A 15,030-nucleotide genomic window follows, 5' to 3' on the forward strand; every position below is an offset into this window, starting at 1 on the left:
GCGATGACCGAACGCGTGCCACCCGACCTCCAGCGCCTCGCTCGCGCGATGCTCAAGGAGTTCGACGACCTCATGACGCGCATCGTCGACGAGGTCTGGGCCTCGGTGCCCGCCTATGCGGAGCTGGTCTTCAAGCAGGGCGAGCTGCGGGAGCGGATCCGGGAGAACGTCCACACCGTCATCGTCTGCCTGCTCGAGGGCCGCGCACCCACGTCGGCGGAGCTGGCCCGGGCCTCCCTGACCGGGGAGCGGCGGGCCCTCCAGGGAGTCTCCCCGTCGTCGGTGATCCAGTCCTTCCGTACGGCGGAGCGGGCGCTCAACGACGAGTACTTCGACTGGTGCTCCCGGATGCAGGTCCAGCAGGCCAACATCAGGAAGGGCCGGGCCACCCTCATCTCCAGCCTCGACCAGCTCGAGCACGCGATGCTCACCTCGCACCTGGAGATCCAGCACCAGATCGAGGAGGGCCGGCGGCTGAGTGAGCCGGCGCTGTTCCGCAGCCTCGCCGCCGGCGGCAACGTCGACCGGGCCGACGTCGAGCGGCTGGCCGTCACCATGGGCATCGACGACCCCGAGCACGCGAGCTTCGTGACCCTCGCCCTCGGTACGTCGACGCCCGCCGACCGGGCGGCCATGGAGCAGCACCGGCACCACGTGGTCGGCCGGCTGCGCAACCTGCTCGCCGTACCGGTGCTGTCGGGCACCGTGCAGACCGGCTCGGACGGCTGGCTGGCGATCCTCGCCATGCCCTGGGAGGCGGAGCTCGACCTCCTCGCCCAGCGGGTCACGGCCGCCCTCAAGCAGGACGCCGCGGCCGACCTGCGAGCCTCGGTGGGCGAGCCGTTCTCCGGCCTCTCCGGCCTCGGGACGTCGTGCCGGCAGGCGGTCCTCACCCTCGAGTCGCGCAGTGGCCGGGAGACCCCGGCACCGGTGGTCCTCTTCCGCGACTCGCTGCTCGAGGTGCTGATCCACCGCGACGGTGCGACGGCCCGCCAGCTCGTGCAGCGCTACCTCAGCCGGCTCCAGGGCACCGAGCTGCTGCTCACCCTGACCACCCACCTCGACCATGACCTGTCGGTGCGCGCGACCTCCGAGGCGCTGCACGTCCACAAGAACACGGTGGTCTACCGGCTGCGGCGGATCGAGGAGCTGACCGGTCTCAACCTGCGCACCACCCGCGACCTGGCGCTCCTCGTCCTGGCGACGGAGGCCGACCGGGCCGCCAAGGCGGCCGGCATCGTGCACCGGGACGCGGCGACCGGTCCCGAGTCACCGTCCTGACCGTCGGGCTGGGCGGGCGGGCTCAGCGGTCGAGCAGGCCCGCCTCCCGCGCGGCGGCGACGAGCGAGTCGACCAGCAGCTCGGGAGCCGCGGTGCCGTCGTCGATCACGACGAGCGAGTCGACCCCCGCGTCGCGCATGGCCAGCAGGCCGCGGGCGGCGTCCTCGACGGTGCCCGAGACCGTGACCGCGCCGACACAGGCGTCGTCGACCAGGTCGGCCGCCGGCTGTCCGGACCGCAGCCGGCGCTGCAGCTCCGCGGCGAGCTCCTGGTCGATCCCGGCGTGCTCCGTGATCGCCGAGGCGCCGTGCATGCCGAGATAGCGGGCGGTGTGCGCCCGCAGCTGCTCGCGCGCCTCGGCGGTGCTCGGGGCGATCCGGAACGAGGCGTACGCCGTGATCTCGCGCGGCCGGTAGGTCTCCCGGACCCAGCGCGCGTACCCGGCCGAGGAGAGCACGGAGAGCATCAGACCGTCGGCGCTCTCGGCGCCGGAGGCCAGTGCCCGCGGGCCCTTCACGCCCCACACGATCGGGACGTCCCGGGCCGGGGCGGCGTCCAGCGCGCAGTCGATCTCGTTGCCGAGCAGGGTCTGCCGCAGGCGCTCGCCGCGCAGCAGGGTCCGCAGCGCCGCGGTGTACTCGGCGAGGACGCCGATCGGCCGCTCGAACTCGATGCCCAGCTGCTCCTGCATCCAGCGCGCGTTGGAGGCGCCGAGGCCCAGCACGCTGCGGCCGTCGGCCACCTCGTCCAGCGCGTGCGCCTCCATCGCCATCAGCGCGACGTGACGGGTCCAGGGGTTCACTACGCCGAGGCCGACGCGGACCGTCTCGGTGACGGCCGCGATGGCCCCGGCGACGGCGAACGCACCGCGCTCCAGGTAGTCCTCGCTGACCCAGACCTCGTGCAACCCGGCCGCCTCGGCGCGCTGGGCGAGCCGCACCGCGTCGGCCGCCGTACGACGCCCCGAGGGGGCGACTCCCAGCCTCATCAGCGCGCCAGCTCCCCGAGCGCCGCGTCCAGCGCGGCGAGGCTCGGCTCGATGACCGGGACGGCCGGCAGGGCCGCGGCCGTCGTCGGGATGTCCTTGAGCCCGGTCGAGGTGCCGAGCAGGACCACCCGGTCGGCGGCGCTGACGACCCCACGCTCGATCAGGGAGGGCAGTGCGCCGACAGTCGTGGCCGAGGACGCCTCGAGGAAGAGCCCGTCGCTGCTGGCCAGCCGGCGCTGGGCGGCCAGGGTGGTCGCGTCGTCCACCGTCGCCGCCGCTCCTCCGGTGCGCACCAGCGCGTCCCAGCCCTGCCAGGTCGCCGTCGGCGTCGCGATGGAGAACGACACGGACGAGCCCACCGGCACCGTCGCGCCGGCCCGGTAGCCCTGCTCGAGTGCCGCGCCGTAGGGCCCGAACGGCTCGGTGGCGACCAGGCGCGGCACGGACGTGCTGAGCCCCAGGTCCGCCAGGTCCTGGAAGCCACGGGCCAGACCGGCCAGCGCGTCGCCGTACGCCACGGGCATCACGACGACGTCGGGTACGTCGCCGAGCTGGGCGTGCAGCTCGTAGGCGATGGTCTTGTAGCCCTCGCAGCCGAACGGGTTGGAGCCGGACGGCGGGCCGACGAAGCCCGACATCGGCACCCAGCCGCGCTCCTCCACCGCCTGCCGCATGATCACCCACCGGTCCGTCGGGTTCTCGACGGCGACGGTCTCGGCGCCGTAGGCCTGCATCATCGTCTTCATCGCCAGCGGCACGGAGGCCAGGGTGAGCACGACGCAGCGGATGCCGGCCCGGGCGGCGTAGGCAGCGACCGCGGCGCCGTGGTTGCCGGTGCTCGACACCACGACGGTGTCGCGGCCCTGCTGGACCGCCTTGGTCACGGCCACGGCGGCCAGCCGGTCCTTGTAGGACCAGGTGGGGTTGCGCGACTCGTCCTTGACGTAGAGGTGGTCGAGACCGAGGTCGCCGGCCAGGTTCGTCACCTCCACCAGCGGGGTGTCGCCCTCACCGAGGCTGACCACCGGGCCGTCGCCGAGCGGCAGCAGCGGCCGGAACCGGAACATGCCGGGGTCGTCGGTGGTCTCCAGACCACGCAGCCGGCTCAGGTCGTGCGCCGGGACGGCGTAGACGTTGCCGCCGTCCACCTCCACCGGGAGGTAGGCGTCGTCCTCGCTGACGGTGGCGCCGGTGAGGGGATGGACCAGGTGCCCGAGATAGCTGCTCATGCCGGCACGACCTGCAGCTCCCGGCGCCGGTCGCTGAGCAACCGGATGCCGTCGTCGGTGACCACCAGTGCGTCCTCCACCATCATCCCGCCCCAGCCGAGCTCGTAGTAGGGCGTCTCGAAGCAGAACGTCATGCCCGCCTGCAACGCGACGTCGTGCGACGGCGCCACGATCGGGGGCTCGTAGACCTCGAGGCCGATGCCGTGACCGACGTGCTGGCGCCGGTAGGGCTGCGGCCCGCCGGTGGACTCGACCACCTCGAGGGCGTGCTCGAACAGCGCCTTGGCGCTGACCCCGGGGCGCGCCATGGCGAACAGGGCGTCCTCGCCGGCCAGGATGGCGTCGTAGAACCGGGCCTGCCGATCGCTCGGCTCACCGACGACCGCCGTCCGGCCCAGGTCGGCCCAGTAGCCCTCCCGCATGCCGCCGACGTCGAAGCGGAGCAGGTCGCCCGGCTCCAGCCTCCGGTGCGTGGGGGACGCGTCACTCAGTGCCGAGCGAGGTCCGGAGGTGACCACGACGAAGCGCGGCTCGAGGTCGTCGGCGACGAGCTCGCGGTTGACCACGCGGGCGATCTCCGCCTCGGAGACTCCGACGCCGGCCGCGTCGATCCCGGCGAGGATCGCCGACTCGACCACGCGTGCGGAGCGCTCGAGGAGCTCGACCTCGCCGGGCAGCTTCACGCCACGCACCTGGGAGAACCAGGTGCTGGCGGCGAGGAGCTCGACACCGGGGAGCAGCTCCTCCAGCTGCCGGCGCAGCGGCTCGGGGCAGGCCCGCTCGTCGATCCCGACGCGACCCGAGGCAACGCCCGCGGCGCGCACGGCAGCCGCGATCGCGGTCGCGTAGTCCGCATGCTGCTCGACCAGCTGCGTCGGCCGCGCCGTACCGCCCTCGGACTCGTAGAAGAAGCGTCCGTAGGCGGAGTAGTCGTCCTCGACCAGGCCCGCGTCGAAGCCGGGGGCGCTGTCGGAGACCGGACCGGCGACCTTGAGCGCATCGGCGGTCAGCACCGCGGCCAGCGGCGAGATCCCGTGCACGACGGCCGACACGCTCCGGTAGCCGGTGGCGTAGTCGAAGTTGGCGGCGCTCAGCGCGAGGACGGCGTCGACGCCGGCGCCGGGCAGCTCCCGGCGCAGCCGCTCGCGCCGCGCGGCGACGAGGGAGGGGTCGATGGCGCGAGCGCTCATCGAGTCTCTCCGGAGCCGGCCTCGCGCCGGTAGGGGTGGATCACGTTCTCCGAGAACCACGCCATGCTGTCGAGGGTCTCCTCGACGGTGTTGCAGGCGAAGAGCAGCGCGGACAGCGTGGTCACGCCGGCCTCGGCGTAGGCGTGGACCTGCTCGATCATCTGCTGGGCGTTGCCGATCAGGTTGCGCCGCACGAAGTCGGAGGTGTCCTGGTCCTTGAGGGTGCTCTTCGACAGCGAGCGCATGTGGGCGTAGAGCTGGGAGCCCTCGAAGCGGGTGATCGCGTCCTTGGTGTCCTTGCCGGGCGACACCGACAGCTGCGGCGCGACGTCGAAGTCGGCGGGCAGCTCGCGGCCGTGGCTCTCGGCGATCCGGCGGATCTCGTCGAGGCCCTCGGTGATCTCGGCCGGCGTCAGGACCGCGGGGATCCAGCCCTGGCACCAGCGGGCGGCACGCTCGCGGGAGCCGTCGGAGTTGCCGCCCGAGAGGATCGGCAGGACGTCCTGGCGGGGGCGCGGGAAGCTCTCCACGTCGCGGAAGTTGACGAACTCGCCCTCGAAGGTGGCGCTGCGGTCACGGAAGATGACCTCCAGGGCCTGGAGGTACTCGTCGGCCTGCCGGCCGCGGTGCAGCTTGGCGCCGGGCCAGATGGCTTCGGCCTCCTCACGGTAGGCGCCGATGCCCACGCCCATCTTGAACCGGCCGCCGGAGAGCTGGTCGAGGGTGGCCGCCTGCTTGGCCAGCACGGCCGGGTTGCGGAACGAGAGCACGGTGATCGCGGTGCACAGGTGCAGCGTGGTCGTCTCCGCGGCGACGTAGGCGAGGTAGAGGTAGGGGTCGTAGTAGCGCGGGGGCTCCGGGAACTCCTCGCGCACGTAGTGCTGCGTGGTGACGTGGTCGTTGCCCCACACGCCGTCGAAGCCGAGGCGCTCGGCCTCCACCGCCAGCTGCACGGCCTGCTCGGGGCTCGCGTAGGGAACGGGGTACATCAGGCCTTCGGTTCCGGTGGGAACGCCGAGTCCGAAACGCATCACGGTGCTGTCTCCTCATCATGGGGAAGGGGGGTGGGGCTGGTCGCGTGCGCGGCACGTCGGCGCCGCGCGGGATCGAGGCTGGGGACGGCGGCGAGGAGCCGCCGGGTGTAGTCGTGCTGGGGGGTGTGCAGCACCTCGCGGCCACCTCGCTCGACGATGCGGCCGTGCTGCATGACGATCACGTCGTGCGCGATCGCCTGGGCCACGTCGATGTCGTGGGTGATGAACACGTAGCTGAGGCCGCGCTCGGCCTGCAGCTCGCGGAGCAGGGTGACGATCCGGCCGCGGATGGACTGGTCGAGTCCGCTGGTCGGCTCGTCGAGGACGACGAGGTCGGGCTCCGGCGCCAGGGCGCGGGCGATCGCGACGCGCTGCTGCTGGCCGCCCGAGAGCTCGGTGGGCCGGCGGTGCCGCAGCTCGCGCGGCAGGTGCACCGCGTCGAGCAGCTCGTCGACCCGGGCGGAGGCCTCGCTCTTGCTGAGCCCGAGCAGCAGACGCAGCGGCTCGGCCAGCGTGGTCTCCACCTTGAACTTGGCGTTCAGCGACTGCAGGGGACTCTGGAAGACGGTCTGCACCCGGCGCCGTAGCGGGCCACGGAAGGCGCGCCGGTCGATCGTCGTACCGTCGATCGTGACGGCGCCGGAGGTCGGGGTCTCGAGGCCGGTGACGATCGCGCCGAGGGTCGACTTGCCCGAGCCCGACTCGCCGACGACCGCCAGGGTGCGGCCCTTCTCGAGGGTGGCGCTGACGCCGTCCAGCGCGGCGAGGACGCCCGAGCCGGTGCGGTACTCCTTGCGGAGCTCGGTGATCTCAAGCACGACCGTCCACCTCCAGCTCGCGTGCGGAATCCAGGAGGTAGCGCGTGTACTCGTGCTGCGGGTGGTGCAGCAGGTCCATGGCCGGGCCGTGCTCGACGAGATTGCCGTGGTTGAGCACGTTGACCCGGTCGCAGGTCTCGGCGACCACACCGAGGTCGTGGGTCACCAACAGGACGCCGCACTGGATCTGCTCGGTGAGCTCCACCATCAGGTCGAGGATCTGCGACTGCACGGTGACGTCGAGGGCGGTGGTCGGCTCGTCGGCCAGCAGCAGCCGCGGCCGGCAGGCGAGCGCCATCGCGATCATGATCCGCTGGCACATGCCGCCGGAGAGCTGGTGCGGGTACTTGCGCGCCGCCTCCGCGGGCTGGGCGATCCGGACCTGCTCGAGCAGCTCGACCGCCTGGACGCGGGCGTCGCGCCGGCTGACGCCCTGGTGCAGGGCGACCATCCGGGCGACCTGCTCGCCGACCCGCATCAGCGGGTTGAGGGAGTCGCGCGGGTTCTGGAAGATCATCGCGAAGTGGCAGGCGACCGAGCGGCGCTCGACGTCGGTGACGTCCTGACCGTCGACGAGGATCCGCCCCGACGTCTGGTGCACGCCGCGCGGCAGGATCCCCATGACGGCGTACGACGTCATCGACTTGCCGGAGCCGGACTCGCCGACCAGGCCGACGATCTCGCCGGGCGCGATGTCGAAGGAGACGTCGTCCAGGATCCGGTTCCCGGCGGCCGTGGCGATGCCGAGGTTCTCGACGACCAGGCGGCTCATGCGCGATCACCGCCGAGGTCGTCGCCGATGAAGTGCAGCGCCATCACCGTGATCGCGATGAGCAGGCCGGGGAAGAAGGCCGTCCACCACTGGCCGGTGAGCATGTTCGCCGCGCCCTCGGAGACCATCACGCCCCACTCCGCGGTCGGCGGGTGGATGCCGACGCCGAGGTAGGCGAGTCCGGAGACGTTGAGGATGGAGTAGCCGCAGACCAGGGTGAGCTGCACGGCGGCGGGCCGGATGGAGTTCGGCAGCAGGTGCCGGAAGGCGACCCGCGGCCAGCGCGCGCCGGACACCCGGGCGGCCGCCACGTAGTCGAGCTCGCGCTCGCTCAGCACCTTGGCCCGGACCAGCCGCACGAACGGCGCGACCTGGGCGATGGCGAGTGCGATCGCCAGCTTGGGCAGCGACTCGCCGATCGAGACCAGCAGGATCATGGCCAGCACGAAGCCGGGGAAGGCCATCAGGATGTCGACGCAGCGCATGATCACGTCGTCGACCAGGCCGCCGAGGTAGCCGGCGATGACGCCGATCGCGGAGCCGATCAGCATGGCGAGCACGGCCACGCTGACGCCGATCGCGAGGTCCAGCCAGATCGCGTTGACGCAGCGGGCGAAGATGTCGCGCCCGAAGCTGTCGGTGCCGAACCAGTGGGCCCCGGACGGCGCCAGGAAGGGCTCCGCGACGCGGGCGCTCGGGTCGTCCACGAGGAACGGCCCGACCAGGCCGAGCACGAGCAGGATGCCGACGATGGTGACGCCGACGAGCAGGAAGGGGCGGTGCAGCAGGGCGGCGGGCCAGCCGCGGGTGCCGGAGCCGGCGGTGGCGCCGGCGTCGGCGCTGGTGTTGGCGCTGGTGTTGGCGGTGCTCATGAGTTGCTCCCTCCCAGACGGACGCGGGGGTCGATGACGCCGTAGACGAGGTCGACCGCGAGGTTGAGCAGGATGTAGAGGGTGCCGATGATCAGCGCGTAGCCCTGCAGCAGGCCGAGGTCGTTGCTGCCGAGGGCGTCGTAGGCGACGCGGCCCATGCCGGGCCAGTTGAAGAGCCGCTCGACGATGATGTTGCCGCCGAGCAGGAAGCCGAAGACCAGCCCGATGGCGGTCAGCACCTGGAGCATCGCGTTGCGCAGTTGGTCGCGCAGCAGCACCTCGCGCCCGGGGACGCCGTACGCGCGGGCGGTGCGGACGAAGCCGGACTCGGAGGTGTGGAGCACGGCGGAGCGGACCATCTTGAACACCGCGGCGGAGGCGCCGAGGCCCAGGGTGAGCGCCGGGAGGGCGAGGTACCGGATCGACTGCCAGGCCAGGCCGAAGTCGCCGGCCAGCAGGCTGTCGAGCACGTAGGTCCCGGTCACCTCGGGTGGTGGTGGGGTCCCGATGGCCAGCCGGCCGACCGGGCCGGGGAACAGGTGCCAGGTCGAGTAGAAGCCGAAGATCAGCAGCAGGCCGAGCCAGATGGGGGCCATCGACGAGCCGAGGACGGCGAAGAGGCGGCCCGAGACGTCACCGACCCGGCCGGGCCGGGCCGCGGCCAGCAGGCCCCAGGGGAAGCCGATGAGGAGCGCGATGACCAGGCCGGCGAACGCGAGCTCGATGGTCGCGGGGAGCCGGTCGAACAGCTCGTCGCTGACCGGGCGGCCGGTCGAGACCGCTGGCCCGAGGTCGCCCTTGAGCAGGCCGGTCGTGTAGTCGAGGAGCTGCCGGGGCAGCGAGTCGTCGAGCCCGAGCTGCGTGCGCAGCGCGTCGACGTCGGCCTGGCTGGCCTCGGGGCCGAGCCGCGCCGCGGCGGCGTCGCCCGGCAGGATGCGGACCACGATGAAGGTGACGAGCACCAGTCCCACCACCGTGACGACGGAGATCGCCAGTCGTCGCAAGACATAGCGGAGCACGACTCCACCTCCTTTGGTCGATCGGGCGCGATCGAGGTTGATCGACGAGATCCGGGCGGGGTGGTCGCCGACCACCCCGCCCGGGGGACGGGTGCCGTCAGTCCTTGGTCAGGTACTGCAGGCGGAGCTGCTCGGTGTTGTCCTTGGTGAGGCCGTGCACGCCGTCGCGGACGACGTAGGTCCACTTGGGGTTCCACAGCGGCACCAGCGGCATCTCGTCGACGAGCAGGTCCTGCGCCTCGGCGGAGACCGCGTCGCGGTCGGCCTGGTCCTGGGTGCGGAAGCCCTTCTGCAGGAGCTCGTCCAGGGCCGGGTTGGCGTAGTTGTTGAAGTTGGTTCCCGCGCCGCTGCCGGCCAGGGACGCCATCTGGTAGAACGGGTCGGCTCCCCACGCGAGGAAGTTGTTGAGGTACATCTCCAGGTCGCGGGCGTTGGTGCGCTGGGTGAACTCGGCGTCGGGCAGCGGCTTGATCTGCACGTCGATCCCGATCTCCTTCAGCGCGGACTGGATGTAGACCGCGGCGCGCGCCTCGACCGTCGAGGACTGCTTGAAGGACAGGGTCGTGCTGAGGTCGCTCACCCCGGCCTCGCCGAGCAGCTGCTTGGCGGCCGCCACGTCGGTCTTGAACGCGTCGGTGACGCTGTCGGAGTGCGTCTCCATGTTGCTCGACACGATGCCGGACGACGCGTCGCCGTACCCGTAGAGGACCTCGTCGACGAAGGTCTGGTACGGCATCGCGAGGGCGATCGCCTGGCGGACCCGCTTGTCGTCGAAGGGCGCCTTGGCCGTGTTGAGGCCGAGGTACTCCAGCCGGTTGGACGCCTCGGACACCACCGACAGCCCGTCGGTCTTCGCCAGCTCCGCCACCTGGTCGAGCGGCAGGCCGCCGGCGAGGTCGATCTCGCCGTTGCGCAGCAGCAGCGCGCGCTGGGCGGGGTCGGAGACGAACTGGATGGTCACGCCGCCGTTGGCGATGCGGTCCTGGTCGTAGTACTCGGTGTTGGGGGCGAGCTGGATGCTGGTCGTCTTGTCGTACGCCGCGACCTTGTAGGGGCCGGACGAGTTGCTGTTCTCGCGGAACCAGTCGGCCGCCCACGGGTCGTCCGGGGTCGCGTGCTCCTCACCGGTCGCCTTGGAGTAGACGCCGAACGGCTGCATCGCGAGCATCTTGTCGAGCAGCGGCGTACCGAAGTCGGCGGTGACCTGCACCGTCCGCGCGTCAGGCGCCGTGAAGCTCTCCGGCGTCAGGCCGACCATCGGGTAGAGCACCTTGGTGTAGGCCTGCGTCATCTCGAGGCCGCGCTGGTAGGACCAGACCACGTCCTCCGCCGTCAGCGGCTTGCCGTCGGCGAACTTCAGTCCCTCACGCAGCGTGATCGTCAGGGTCTTCCCGTCCGCGGAGTACTCGTGCTTCTCCGACAGCGCGTTGGTGAACTCGCCGCCACCGATCCGCGCCGCCCCGCTCTCGCTGTACGTCTGCTCGATGACCTGCTCCACCACGGAGCCCGAGGTCACCATCGACGCCGGCGTCCGCCACTGCTGCGGGTCGATGACGTCGACCGAGCTGTCCAGGCTGATCACCAACGGCTTCTTGCCGGTCGACCCGCTGTCGGAGTCGGAGCCGCAGGCAGACAGAGCGAGGGCACCGGCGACGGTCAGTGCCGTCACCGACATCATCAGCCGCGATCGACGGGAGTGCGCTTTCACCACAGGCCTCCTAGATGGAAGAGTCGGCGCCCGCAGTGGGGGGCGAGCGCGGCGCCACTCTGCCAAGTCGGTCGTGGTGGGGACCACGGCCGGGGTGCCAAAGATTCGGACCGTTCTTTTGTGACCGGTCACAAGGGGTGGGTTCGGCCAGGCGTCGGGAGCGTCCCAGGGACATGTTTCGTAACCTGGCCGTCATGCCCGGAAGGACGGATCGCTCCGCGCGTCTCAGCCAATCAAAGCCCCCGGACTCGCCAGGGCGGTTCACCCGACGCACGCCTCCAGGGTGAAACCTGGTCGAGGCCCGGTTCGGGCCTCGTCGAACGCCAGGCCGCGCGCCGCGAAATCTTCAAGTCCGTGCCCGACTTCAACACCAAGCTCGGCGCCTACGTCGACGGCTGGCGAAGCAGAACGCATCCGTTCGTACGGGCCACGACCGCCGAGCAGATCCTCAAGAAGGCCAACCGTCCCAAAACTCCAAACCCGCGCCACTAGGCTTGAGACGTGACCGATGAAGCGACGGCTTTGACCAAGCGCGATGTCCTCAGCGCACTCTCCTTCGGCGCGCGAGTCGCGGAGGATGAACGCGAAGGCTTGGCTGACTATTTCATCGAGACTGACCAGTGGAAAAAGGTGATTTCGGGGCAGATCGATGTCATTTTCGGCCCCAAAGGCGCCGGGAAGAGTGCGATCTACACCAGTTTGATGAACCGTGAAGAGTTGTTGGCCGATCAGGGAGTGCTTCTGGTAACCGCCGAGAAGCCTCGCGGAAACACCGTCTTTCAAGGACTCGTCGCAGATCCGCCGACTGGCGAAGTCGAGTTTGTTAGCATCTGGAAGTTGTACATTCTCAGCTTGCTCGGTTCGGTCATTGCGGACTACGGGATGGTCGGCCCCGATGCCGATAGTGTTCGCGACGCACTTTTCCAGGAGGGACTTCTCGACAAGACTGATGCGCCGCTCGCGTCGCGGTTTCGGGCGGTGTGGGACTGGATCAAGGGCGCGGTTCCCCGCATGGTCCCACAGGGCGAACTGAAACTGGACCCGGCCACAGCGAACCCCGTCGGCGTCGCGTTCAAGATCTCCCTTCAAGAGCCGTCGGCCGACGAAAGGTTGAAGGGCTTCCTCTCCCTGGACGACCTTCTTTCGACTGCAAACAACGCTCTAGAGTATAACGACCTCAAAGTATGGGTGCTGTTTGACCGACTTGATGTGGCCTTCGCTGAGTCGCGAGACCTAGAGGCAAACGGGATTCGCGCCTTGTTTAAGACCTACCTCGACATGCGCGACTTGGAACAAGTCGGCGTGAAGATTTTCCTGCGGACAGATATTTGGGATGAAGTGACGAAGGCTGGCTTCCGCGAGGCGAGTCACATCACGCGGCAGTTGCGCATCGAGTGGGGTAGCGCGTCCTTGCTGCACCTCGTAGTTCGGCGCGTCCTCAACGTCGGCGAGGTGGCCGACTACTACGGCCTATTGCCACGTGAGATTCTTCGCGACGCCGGAGCGCAGCGGACCTTTTTCGATTCACTGGTCCCCGATCAGATCGATGTCGGCAAGAACCCGGCAACCTTCGAGTGGATCCTCGGTCGAGTACAGGACGGAACGAAGAAGTCGGCCCCGCGGGAGGTCATCCATCTGCTGACGGAGGCGCGGGACGCACAGTTGCGCGCGCTGGACCGAGGAGAGGCCGAGCCCCTAACAACTGAGCTGATGAGTCGAGCCGCATTCCGGGAGTCTCTGTTCCCGGTCTCTAAAGTGCGTTTGGAACAGACTCTGTACGCCGAGTACCCGACCGAAAAGCCATGGATCCAGGCTCTTGAAGGCGAGAAGACGGAACACACCGTCGGTACCCTTGGTGAGATCTGGAGTGTTTCGCATACGGAGGCACAGGCCCGCGCGCAGCGACTAGTCGATATCGGTTTCATCGAAGAGCGCGGCGACCGCGATTCGCCTACCTACTGGGTCCCGTTCCTCTACCGACTCGGACTCAATCTCCGCCAAGGCGCAGCCTAGTGGCGCGGATTTGAAGTTGTGGCACGGCTGGCCTTCCACATCGGATGTGTCGGTACCCGCTGGCACCATCACGGGATGGACGTGTTCGACGCCGCCGACTACGGCGACCTGCTGCCTCGAAGGCTGCTCCGTTGCATCGGCTGGGGGCTTGTGGGATTCGCCATTTTGGCACCGACCCCCTTCCAGGACTGGTACATCGGACAGGCCCAGCAACATGCCGCACACCTAACCGAAGAGTTCGTCGACCTGATGCCCCCGCCCCCGAGCCAACCAACAGCCCCGCCGACCAACAAGGACGCGTCGTGAGCGACTTCGACACCAGCGCCCTCCCCTCCGGCACACTCGGCTGGACCGCGTTCCTCGGGGCCATCGAGAACGGCACCATCCCGGACGAGTCCGAATGGCTCGAGTTCAAGGCCAACCTCGACCTCACCAAGAAGTCCGAACGTCCCGTCCTTGCGAAGGCGATCGTGGCCTTCGCCAATCGCGACGCCGATCTCGCCGCCCGACATATGGACGGCCGCGGGATCGTCGTCGTCGGACTGGAGACCGCCAACCTCGTGGGCGTCCAGGTCATGGACCCCGCAGAGCTCCACGACGCCATCCAGCCGTACCTCGCGAACCCGGCTCCGCGCTGGGACTACGAGTACCGCCACTACAAGGGCACCCACGTCCTGGTCGTCACGATCGAGCCACCCAAACCCGGCGACCCCATCCACTGCATCGCCAAGAACGGCGATCAGGTCAAGGACGGCGACATCTATGTTCGCGGACGCGGCCGCTCCGCACCCGCCACCTCCGCCGACCTCGGCCAGCTCTCCGCTCGGCTGCTCGCCGCCAACAGCCAAGGCCCCCAACTCGAGGTGTCAGTTCACGAAGACGACCGGGTTCCCGTTTTCGACTACCCCGACGACTGGGTCGACCGGTGGCTCGCCAAGGAGCGCCGACGGCTCTTGGCGCCACTAGAACCGCCGGCGCCATCGAAGCGCGACGAGCTGCTGAACCGGGTCGGCATCGACCTCCTCGACGGCGGGCAATCCCCCCGCATCGCCGACCTTCTCGCGAACGTCGGGCCCCCGCCGAGCTTCGCGAGCCTGACGTCTCTCAACACAGGCCGCTACGAGCACCACGAGGAAGACCGGACCGAGGACGAGTACCGCGAGGAGGTCGACGCCTACCTGAACAGGTGCGAGGCGGGGCTGCCCCGCGCAGTCCGTACCCTCCGCAAGGAGCTGTCGCCCGCAGTCCGGTTCCAAATACGGAACCTCAGCCAGCGCAACTACGCGGCCCTCGTGGTGCACGTCCACGTCGAAGGCGACATCCGCGCCTACGACCACACGCCGCGGTTCTCGAACCTCAAGACCTACGCCCCCAAACCACCGCGCATCTGGGGCCCCTGGAAGACGGATCTACTCCAACGCATGGCGCCGAACCTTCCTGAACGGCTCCACCCTGTCCAGTCCTATAATGCTGCCGCCTCGCCGGTCACCCGCAGCACCGACATCGTCAACGGCGGGAGCGCGGACCTCACCTTCCCACCCATCGACCTACGCCCCGGAGCAACGGTCGAGCTCGACTCGCTGACACTCGTGGCCGGACCAGACATCGGCGACCAGATCAACTGCACCTGGGACGCCACCGCCGCCGACGCTGACGGCACCGCCCATGGCCAGCTCGCCATCGCTCTCGGCGAGGAACCCGTCGACCTCGGGGACTACCTCGAACACGGCTCCGACCAGCGTCCCAGCACTGGCCGAATCACCAGTTGGCTGAACGACGAGCTCAACGACGACTGACCGCGCTGAGCGCCGCGGGACTGCTGCACCGAGTCATCGTGATTCTCAATCCGAAGGAGCCCGACCAGGGGCCAGCCGAGCACTCACTAACACAAGTGGCGCTGTGACCGAGTCACTCAGGACGAAACGACGAAGGACCTCCGATCAGCGTTTCCGCTGGCCGGAGGCCCTCTCCGAGCCGCCTGTCGGAATCGAACCGACGACCTAATCATTACGAGTGATTCGCTCTACCGACTGAGCTAAGGCGGCCTGCCGCCCGAGGGCGACCGCGGAAGCATACCGACGCGACCGACGCGAGGGCGAATCGACC

14 protein-coding genes and 1 tRNA gene are annotated in these 15,030 nt (G+C 69.6%); 5 read left to right on the plus strand and 10 right to left on the minus strand.

The annotated features are described in order from the left end of the window. Positions 1–3: 3 nt before the first annotated feature. The gene (locus tag RB608_RS15990; RefSeq protein WP_308089032.1) at positions 4–1,281 is read left to right on the plus strand and encodes a helix-turn-helix domain-containing protein; all 1,278 of its coding nucleotides are present in this window, start codon (positions 4–6) and stop codon (positions 1,279–1,281) included. A 22-nt stretch (positions 1,282–1,303) separates the two neighbouring features. On the opposite strand, the gene RB608_RS15995 is transcribed toward RB608_RS15990, so the two are convergent. From RB608_RS15995 to RB608_RS16035, 9 genes are all read right to left on the minus strand, one after another. Beyond that, positions 1,304–2,269, minus strand: a complete 966-nt coding sequence (locus tag RB608_RS15995) for an LLM class flavin-dependent oxidoreductase (protein ID WP_308089033.1) — start codon at positions 2,267–2,269, stop codon at positions 1,304–1,306. Further along, on the minus strand, positions 2,269–3,498 hold the full coding sequence (locus tag RB608_RS16000; protein ID WP_308089034.1) for a pyridoxal-phosphate dependent enzyme: 1,230 nt from the start codon (positions 3,496–3,498) through the stop codon (positions 2,269–2,271). The genes RB608_RS15995 and RB608_RS16000 overlap by 1 nt, the downstream gene beginning before the upstream one ends. After that, the gene (locus tag RB608_RS16005) at positions 3,495–4,688 is read right to left on the minus strand and encodes a Xaa-Pro peptidase family protein (protein ID WP_308089035.1); all 1,194 of its coding nucleotides are present in this window, start codon (positions 4,686–4,688) and stop codon (positions 3,495–3,497) included. The genes RB608_RS16000 and RB608_RS16005 overlap by 4 nt, the downstream gene beginning before the upstream one ends. Further along, complete coding sequence (locus RB608_RS16010) at positions 4,685–5,719, minus strand: LLM class flavin-dependent oxidoreductase (RefSeq protein WP_308089096.1); 1,035 nt, start codon at positions 5,717–5,719, stop codon at positions 4,685–4,687. The genes RB608_RS16005 and RB608_RS16010 overlap by 4 nt, the downstream gene beginning before the upstream one ends. Further along, positions 5,719–6,540 carry an ABC transporter ATP-binding protein gene (locus RB608_RS16015; RefSeq protein ID WP_308089036.1) on the minus strand — a complete coding sequence of 274 codons (822 nt, stop codon included), beginning with the start codon at positions 6,538–6,540 and terminating at the stop codon, positions 5,719–5,721. Before RB608_RS16015 ends, RB608_RS16010 begins: the two co-directional genes overlap by 1 nt. After that, positions 6,533–7,312, minus strand: coding sequence for an ABC transporter ATP-binding protein (locus RB608_RS16020; protein WP_308089037.1), 780 nt, complete (start codon positions 7,310–7,312; stop codon positions 6,533–6,535). Before RB608_RS16020 ends, RB608_RS16015 begins: the two co-directional genes overlap by 8 nt. Further along, entirely contained in the window at positions 7,309–8,184 is an 876-nt protein-coding gene (locus RB608_RS16025; protein WP_308089038.1) for an ABC transporter permease, read from the minus strand. The genes RB608_RS16020 and RB608_RS16025 overlap by 4 nt, the downstream gene beginning before the upstream one ends. Continuing rightward, entirely contained in the window at positions 8,181–9,203 is a 1,023-nt protein-coding gene (locus RB608_RS16030) for an ABC transporter permease (RefSeq protein ID WP_308089039.1), read from the minus strand. The genes RB608_RS16025 and RB608_RS16030 overlap by 4 nt, the downstream gene beginning before the upstream one ends. 97 nt (positions 9,204–9,300) lie before the next feature. Then, entirely contained in the window at positions 9,301–10,911 is a 1,611-nt protein-coding gene (locus RB608_RS16035) for an ABC transporter substrate-binding protein (RefSeq protein WP_308089040.1), read from the minus strand. Between the two features lie 354 nt (positions 10,912–11,265). Between RB608_RS16035 and RB608_RS16040 the strand changes: the two genes are divergently transcribed. From RB608_RS16040 to RB608_RS16055, 4 genes are all read left to right on the plus strand, one after another. Continuing rightward, the gene (locus RB608_RS16040; RefSeq protein ID WP_308089041.1) at positions 11,266–11,403 is read left to right on the plus strand and encodes a hypothetical protein; all 138 of its coding nucleotides are present in this window, start codon (positions 11,266–11,268) and stop codon (positions 11,401–11,403) included. 9 nt (positions 11,404–11,412) lie between these two features. Beyond that, positions 11,413–12,924, plus strand: a complete 1,512-nt coding sequence (locus tag RB608_RS16045) for a P-loop ATPase, Sll1717 family (RefSeq protein WP_308089042.1) — start codon at positions 11,413–11,415, stop codon at positions 12,922–12,924. Between the two features lie 75 nt (positions 12,925–12,999). Then, the gene (locus tag RB608_RS16050) at positions 13,000–13,230 is read left to right on the plus strand and encodes a hypothetical protein (protein ID WP_308089043.1); all 231 of its coding nucleotides are present in this window, start codon (positions 13,000–13,002) and stop codon (positions 13,228–13,230) included. Beyond that, entirely contained in the window at positions 13,227–14,720 is a 1,494-nt protein-coding gene (locus RB608_RS16055; RefSeq protein ID WP_308089044.1) for an ATP-binding protein, read from the plus strand. The genes RB608_RS16050 and RB608_RS16055 overlap by 4 nt, the downstream gene beginning before the upstream one ends. A 176-nt stretch (positions 14,721–14,896) precedes the next feature. Here RB608_RS16055 and RB608_RS16060 read toward each other — a convergent pair. Then, positions 14,897–14,969: transfer RNA gene (locus RB608_RS16060), tRNA-Thr, on the minus strand. Positions 14,970–15,030: the final 61 nt, after the last annotated feature.

Source organism: Nocardioides sp. LHD-245 (assembly GCF_030929495.1).
GTDB lineage: Bacteria > Actinomycetota > Actinomycetes > Propionibacteriales > Nocardioidaceae > Nocardioides.

Excerpts from the sequence above, each read along its gene's own strand:
- RB608_RS16005 (WP_308089035.1), bottom strand. The coding sequence starts at position 4,688 with ATGAGCGCTCGCGCCATCGACCCCTCCCTCGTCGCCGCGCGGCGCGAG.
- RB608_RS16000 (WP_308089034.1), bottom strand. The coding sequence starts at position 3,498 with ATGAGCAGCTATCTCGGGCACCTGGTCCATCCCCTCACCGGCGCCACC.
- RB608_RS16050 (WP_308089043.1), top strand. The coding sequence starts at position 13,000 with ATGGACGTGTTCGACGCCGCCGACTACGGCGACCTGCTGCCTCGAAGG.
- RB608_RS16025 (WP_308089038.1), bottom strand. The coding sequence starts at position 8,184 with ATGAGCACCGCCAACACCAGCGCCAACACCAGCGCCGACGCCGGCGCC.
- RB608_RS16020 (WP_308089037.1), bottom strand. The coding sequence starts at position 7,312 with ATGAGCCGCCTGGTCGTCGAGAACCTCGGCATCGCCACGGCCGCCGGG.
- RB608_RS16010 (WP_308089096.1), bottom strand. The coding sequence starts at position 5,719 with ATGCGTTTCGGACTCGGCGTTCCCACCGGAACCGAAGGCCTGATGTAC.
- RB608_RS15990 (WP_308089032.1), top strand. The coding sequence starts at position 4 with ATGACCGAACGCGTGCCACCCGACCTCCAGCGCCTCGCTCGCGCGATG.
- RB608_RS15995 (WP_308089033.1), bottom strand. The coding sequence starts at position 2,269 with ATGAGGCTGGGAGTCGCCCCCTCGGGGCGTCGTACGGCGGCCGACGCG.